This is a genomic window from Mycobacterium sp. shizuoka-1 (genome assembly GCF_002723835.1).
Lineage (GTDB): Bacteria > Actinomycetota > Actinomycetes > Mycobacteriales > Mycobacteriaceae > Mycobacterium.
Window position 1 is genome coordinate 1 of the sequence record NZ_BEWG01000037.1, and the last position, 6043, is coordinate 6043.

4 protein-coding genes and 1 pseudogene are annotated in these 6043 nt (G+C 65.7%); all 5 read left to right on the forward strand.

Features of this window, described 5'->3' with window-relative positions:
- A partial coding sequence (locus MSZK_RS12950) for a C40 family peptidase (RefSeq protein WP_142389917.1) occupies window positions 1–724 on the forward strand: 724 nt, incomplete at its 5' end.
- Between the two features lie 55 nt (window positions 725–779).
- Window positions 780–1592 carry an ESX secretion-associated protein EspG gene (locus MSZK_RS12955; RefSeq protein ID WP_233211273.1) on the forward strand — a complete coding sequence of 271 codons (813 nt, stop codon included), beginning with the start codon at window positions 780–782 and terminating at the stop codon, window positions 1590–1592.
- A 314-nt stretch (window positions 1593–1906) separates the two neighbouring features.
- A complete protein-coding gene (locus MSZK_RS12965; protein ID WP_099248398.1) occupies window positions 1907–4132 on the forward strand; it encodes an FtsK/SpoIIIE domain-containing protein in 2226 nt (741 codons plus the stop codon).
- 86 nt (window positions 4133–4218) lie between these two features.
- Window positions 4219–5577 (forward strand): hypothetical protein, encoded by a 1359-nt coding sequence (locus MSZK_RS12970; protein WP_099248400.1) that lies wholly within the window; start codon window positions 4219–4221, stop codon window positions 5575–5577.
- Window positions 5567–6043 (forward strand): annotated as a pseudogene (locus MSZK_RS32320) (hypothetical protein); the annotation flags it as partial. The gene MSZK_RS12970 and the pseudogene MSZK_RS32320, both read left to right, overlap by 11 nt.

Sequence of the window (6043 nt, forward strand, 5' to 3'; positions counted from 1 at the left end):
TACCCAACAACACAACTCGGCATCACACCGAACCCACACCAATTACCACGCAAAATCCGGGCTAGGGCTGTCCTCGGCACGCACCGAAGCTGACAGAGCCAAGATCCAAGGCATCATCGACGACGTTGAAACCGCCCTCACGTCCGCCGGCGTGCAAGGCAACACACCCGAAGCCCAAGCTGCGGTCCTATCTGCACTACGCAGCGCCCTCGACGAAGCCGGCGATGTGGTCAGCGGCGCCGCCCGGGACAAACTCAGCGACGCCGCGTTCGTCCGAGAGCTGATCAGCAACTACCTCAACATTTCCAGCGAGCTCGACACCCTCCACGCCGGTGTCGCCGGCAGCGGCACCGGCGTCAGCGCCGCCCGCGCCGCCCATGAGGCGCTCGGCCTGCCCTACGTCTGGGGCGGCGGCGGCGCCCTGGGCCCAACCGGCGGCGGATTCGACTGCAGCGGCCTCACCCAGTACGCCTACGCCCAGGGGTCCGGCGGGCGCATCATGCTGCCACGCACCACCTACGAACAGATCAAGGTGGGCCGACAAGTCCCGATGGGCGCGCTGGCTCCGGGAGATCTCGTGTTCAGCAACTTCTCCGCGCCGGGGGTTCCCGAGCACGTGGGCATCTACATCGGTGGCGGCCAGGTCATTCACGCACCCCAGCGTGGCCAGGACGTGCAGATCAGCTCCGTCCCGTCCGGCGGGCAAGCACGGCGGGTGATGTGAGCGTAAGCCAGAAGAAAGGTCGACCATGCCACCGTTGCGCTGGGACAATAACGCTATGACCGCCGCCGAGGAACCCATCAGCCACGATGGATTCGAGATCAGCGTCGACGAAGCGGCATATCTCGTCGAGTATCTGGACCTCATCGGGTTGCTGCCGGAGGTCCTTGCGGTCTACAACCCGATGACCAGCGCGGAGATGGTCGACGGCTGGAAGGCTCATCAGCACCAACGCCTGACCGAGCGCGGCATCCTTACCTCCACCGGCGCCCTGCCCGAGGTTGCCGAACAGATGCGTACCCTGGCCCACTCGCAAGAAACGTTGGCGATCCGGATCACACCACTGCAGCAGGCAGACACCATGCTGAGGCTGGCGATCGCCACGCGCTACGGCCGGTTCGTCGTCGCGAGCCGCACACGCGACATTTTCCTCGTTCAGTCGGTTCCGGTAAACGCCTGGCAAGACGCCGTGCGGATGACCTTGGATACCAACCTCGGAACAGCCGAGCCGGCACCCTTGAGTCAAACGCTGCAACTCAGCGTCGCCGACGTCAACAAGATCGGCGCAGCGTCGGCAGGGGCGGTGTCCGACCTACTTACCGAGATGGGAATCCACCCCCGTGACGCGGCAGTCCTCAACGCCGCCTCAACCCCTACGGTAGCCACCGAGATCACCGCGGCCCGCCGCGTCGACGGCATTGTACGACGCTCAGCAACCGCCGTGACGATCCTGGATACGACACACGGCCGGGTGATGGCCTGGCCCCACATTGGTCCCGATCGCAGCACATGGATCTCTTACGCCGCCGGTGAACCCCACCGCCTCCGGACAGCGATTGCCGGCCTACTCGAACAGTTCGACTCCGAGTAGCCCGAACGCCAAAATCGCTGCACCGCAACGGATACGCGTCAGCAACAAGTCCTCTTGAGAAGCTCTGCCACTGCATCGAAAGTGGTAAGGGTGAAAAGCTGGCCAGCCACTGCTGTCATGATTGTGCTCGCTTCCGCCGTCGCAGTCGCGGTAGGACTGCGGCGGGCCGCGGCGCCGACGAACTCGTTCCGGGTCGCCGCAGACGCGCTCCCGCCGGTCGTCATCGACCGACTCCGCCATCCCGGTGCGCCGACCTACATGGTCAGCTGGGACCGAGTCGATCGCGTCGCTCTGTGGAGGCCGGTCGAACGCCGATGAAGAGCACCAGCAACACCGACAGCGGTACCGGATTCGAATTGGCCATCAGCCTTTTGGTGCTCGGCGCGGCCGGCGGTTGGTTGGGCTACCGATACCTCTCCGATCACCCCACCGCCCTGACGTCGCTGGACTTGACCATGCTCGCAGTGATCGGGCCGACGCTCCTCGTCTCGCTGGTCAGCTGGGGCCTGGTCTGGCGGGCCCTCCACCCGGGTGTCCCCGCCGACGATGAACTCGACCGCTGGCAGCTGCGATTCCCGGTCCGCGCGGCCACAGTGGGTACTGCTGCCGCGGCCTTTGCCGCCGCGGCAATCCTGATCCGCTGGAAACTCAGCATTGCATTCTTGCCCAACGTTGGGATCGCGGCCGCTGCGGCCATCGTCGCAGCAGCATTCACCATTGAGAACCACCAGCTGCATAGTCGGCGAGTGCGGGTGCGCAGCAATTTGATTCAGGCCCTCTACGGCCCTCTGGGACACAAGGTTCCCTCGGAGGCTGTCGTCCGCGATATCCGCTGGCAGCCGAGATCGGCTGTGCCTGAGACGATCACGATCCGCGCCAGCAGGCCGACCAACACCCGCCTCACCTACAGTGAGGATCAAACGCTCGACGACGACCCCAAGACCACAGGGCGTACCGACGCTGCAACAGTCATCCGCCGCGCCCTCAAGACTCACTGCGGGGCTCACTACAAAGTCAGCGCCGACCCATCGGGACTGCGCTTCCAGGCCACGCATCACGTCCCCGAGCAGCTCGATGAGGACCTCGCCGAGCTCACCCGCAAGGTCCGCGAGTTCTTCGGGCCCACAGCCACGGTGACCGGCAACCTGGCCTCAGGCTTCACCATTACCCACAGCGTCGCCACCAAAATGACAGGCGAGTTCCGCAAACGGGTAGCCGAGCAGAACCTCACAGAGCTGATCGGGGGAAACTGGGTCACCACATGGGACATGCAGCAGGGCACGGTGGTCTTCGCCCCCAAGCCCGACCTACCCAGAATCGTCTACCCCGCCCCTGTGCCCGAAGTGACCTCAATCGACCAGGCAATCGCCGAGTACAAGCAGACGCGCCTGCCCTACGGCATCGATCTCGACCTCAACCCCCAGGAGTGGGACCCTCTCGACGCTCCGCACACCCTTGTCGGCGGCAAGACCGGCGCGGGCAAGACGGTGTACCTACGCGCCAAGATCATGCAGGCCGCCCGCCGTGGCTGGGCAGTGGTCATCGTCGATTTCAAGGGCGGATCCTTCTCGGACCTGGCCGGCTGGCCCAACGTCCACATCATCAGCAGCGATCCCTTCGAGTCCATCGCCACCATCCACCGCATGTACAAGCTGATGGACGAACGCAACGCCAAGGCCCGCTGGAACCCCAAGAGCTGGGAGAAGAACCTGCCCTACCTGCTGGTCATCGACGAAGCCGCGCAGTTCAAGGTGATCCTGACCCGGCTCTGGGAGTCTGGCCTCAAACCCAAAGGCGGCCCCAAGGAGCCACCCACCGTCACCGAGATCGCCGAACTCGCACGACTGTCGCGTACCGCCCGTATCCACCTCGAACTGGGCATGCAGCGCCCCGACCACGACCTGATCGACACCGAGGCGCGCGACAACTTCGGCAACAAGGTCTCAGTCGGTCCGATATCGCGGATCGCCGCCGAAATGCTGTTCGAGGACAGCTATACCGGCCGCAACGTACCCCGGATCAAGGGCCGTGGAATGTCGCTGGGCACCCACGAGACGCCCCGAGAGACCCAGTACTACTTCTGCCCCGCCGCCGACACCACCAACCCCGACGAGCAAGCCGTGATCGCCTCCATGCGCCCATCCCGGACGCTGATCCCGCGCTACGTTCCTGAGCTGCCCACCGACCTGGACTCCTGGAGCGAGATCGCCGACGCCCCTTGGTTCGATCTGGCCGCACGTCCAGACCTCGATCCCGCCCTTGTGAGTCGCACGATTACCCGATGGGATGGCGACGCCACGCTCGGCTTCGACACCGACACCGAGGCCCAGGAGAACCTCACCGTGTGCGCGCGTGACCTCCAGCCCAAGGATTCGGTGGTTATCGACGGCTTCAGTGGAGAGATCGACGGCATCGACGTCGACGACGACGGCACCGTCACGATCATGTGGCAGAAGGACGACGACGGACTTCTCTGCATGTCCAGCACGTCGGCGGGGTCCCACTTCGATATCACCCGCGCGCAGATCAACTCCTCTTGAGAATGCCCAGTCTGGGCCCATAGCGTCATAGCCGGACCTGGTGTACGACACCACACGACGGCTACGAGAGGAGCTCCAGCGCCATCATGTCGATCGATCTGGGCCCCTTCGGCAGTTTCCCGTTCTTCGTCGGCCCCGCGGGTGCGATCGCTAAGTCTGCATTCGACAAACTCATCGAGGAGGCGCAGGACCTGTTCGGCACCGGGGAACAGCCGCAAATCCCCGGGCCTCCTCAGGCGACATTGCCACAGTCTCCCGACGGCCAAGGACCAGCTCAAGACCGCATCGACGAGCTCAATCAGATGGTGGCTGAGCTGCAGAAGCGCCTCGACGAGCTGCACAAGGCCGGCGACGAGGCCACCTCAGCCACCGGCGAGAACTCCACCCAGGGCCGAACTGCACATGACCAGATCGTCAGTGACGGTGCGCTACTCGGGTCCGGCCTGGCCCCGCAGGGCAGCGTGCCAGAAGCCGACTCCGGGATGCTGGCGGCGATGCAGCAGCAGATCGACGAGCTCACTCGAAATGTCGAGGACAAAGCTACGACCGCCAATGGCATCGCCGACAGCCTGCGCGACATGGGCATGGGCATGCCCGGCCTCGGAGGCCTGGGCGGCGGACCTGGCATGGGCATGCCCGGGCTCGGTGGAGGTATCCCCGGCTTGTCCTCGTTGGGCGGGGGCGGGATGGATGTCCCTGAGGTCAATTCGCTCGGCGACAACGACGCATTGCAGCCTCCAGAAGTGGCATCGACCTCAGATGACGCACTTGCTCCACCTGAAGTGGGCGCCGCGGGTATGGCCGCTCCAGAGGTCTCCCCCGGGCCGGAACCCATGCCAGTAACCGCGGCGCCAGCGGCGCCGGCACCAGCGCCGCCGCCGGCAGAGGCACCCGGCGAGCCCGCCGCAAGCACCTCCGAGACATCCAGCGAAATCACGCTGCCGTCCGGCCAGGTTGTGACCGCACCGAACCCGCAGGCCGCCGCCGCGGTACGGAATGCACTCAACCGGCCCGCCGGCGCCGGCGACGTCGCCACTACCGCCTACACAGGCACCGACGTCGAATTGCCCACTGACGGTGCTGATCCGGGCCGCAAGATTGACCCGTCTGACGTCAAGCCCGGCGATATCGTCGTCTTCGACGACCACACCGCCATCGTCGCCGGCAACGGACAGCTCATCGGGCCTGACGGCAAGCTCGAACCCCTGGGCATCATCAATGACAGCCCCGGGTTCAAGGGCTTCTTCCGCCCCACCGAGGACGCAGACGACCTCGCAGCACCCTCATCGGCCACGGTTCCCGCAGCCCCCACCACCGCCGCCCCGCCGCCGACAACCACATTGTCGGCCGCCGTCCCCAATGACGGTGAACCCGACGAAGCCCCTGCTCCCGCTGCTGATCCCGGATTCGGGCTGTCGACAGTCCCGCCCACCCATGAGCGTTGAACAGGCCGTCGACGACTATCTCGACGCCGCGCGAGACATCCTTGGAACCACGCAGCCACCCACGGTCCCCGGCGCCCCCACCAGGATCGAGACCCTGCCCAACCCGGATTGGACTGGAAACGCCCACGAGGCTGCAATCGCAGCGACCCGCACACTGCAGCTGGCCCGCGACCGGCTGCAGGCCGCCGCCGCCAACGCCGCCGGCTACACCGAGTCGGCCAATCAGATTGCCCAGCAGGCAGCGCTGGACCTAGACGCCATCACCTCAGAGTGGGCCACTACCAAGAACACCATCGCCGCGATGCCACCCGGCCCCACCCGCGACGTAGCCCTACTGACCGCTGCCCAGCAGCGCATCGCCGAAGTGGTGACCCTGATCTCGGCAACCACCGCGCGCTACAACGAGGAAGCCGCCAACCTGCGCTCCGAGATGGCCGGCCTACCCCAGCCTGACACCACCCACGCC

Excerpts from the sequence above, each read along its gene's own strand:
- MSZK_RS12955 (WP_233211273.1), top strand. The coding sequence starts at position 780 with ATGACCGCCGCCGAGGAACCCATCAGCCACGATGGATTCGAGATCAGC.
- MSZK_RS12965 (WP_099248398.1), top strand. The coding sequence starts at position 1,907 with ATGAAGAGCACCAGCAACACCGACAGCGGTACCGGATTCGAATTGGCC.
- MSZK_RS12970 (WP_099248400.1), top strand. The coding sequence starts at position 4,219 with ATGTCGATCGATCTGGGCCCCTTCGGCAGTTTCCCGTTCTTCGTCGGC.